Origin of the sequence: Pseudobacillus wudalianchiensis, assembly GCF_001685015.1 — a bacterium.
In the GTDB taxonomy this organism is placed as follows: domain Bacteria; phylum Bacillota; class Bacilli; order Bacillales; family Domibacillaceae; genus Pseudobacillus; species Pseudobacillus wudalianchiensis.
On the sequence record NZ_MAYT01000016.1, the window covers coordinates 1 to 529 of the forward strand.

Genomic DNA, 529 nt, shown 5'->3' on the forward strand with positions numbered 1-529 from the left:
TTAGAAGATGCCCTGCCGACAGCTGTTCTAACAGATGTATCCCAGGCGGTCATGGCTCAGCGGATGATGAAGTCAGAAGAAGAAATTGATTTGATTAAAAACGGGGCCCGCATTGCTGATATCGGCGGCGCGGCTGTAGTAGAAGCGATCCGCGAAGGAGTGCCAGAATATGAAGTAGCGTTACACGGCACAGAGGCGATGGTGCGTGAAATTGCCCGCACGTATCCGCATGCCGAGCTAAGAGACACATGGGTGTGGTTCCAATCGGGCATTAACACCGACGGTGCCCATAACTGGGCAACTTCCCGCAAGGTGCAGCGCGGGGATATTTTGAGCCTGAACTGCTTCCCGATGATTGCCGGCTACTATACGGCGCTTGAACGCACTTTATTCCTGGAAGAGGTATCGGACCGCCATTTAGAACTGTGGGAAATCAACTGTAAGGTGCATCGCCGCGGCCTGGAATTAATCAAGCCGGGAGCGAGATGTATGGACATTGCGGCTGAATTAAATGACATTTACCGCGAGC

Annotated in this window: 1 protein-coding gene; it reads left to right on the forward strand. The window is 52.7% G+C overall.

The genetic code is table 11. The annotated features are described in order from the left end of the window. On the forward strand, positions 1 to 529 hold a 529-nt coding region (locus A8F95_RS10530), incomplete at both ends, for a M24 family metallopeptidase (protein ID WP_141676259.1).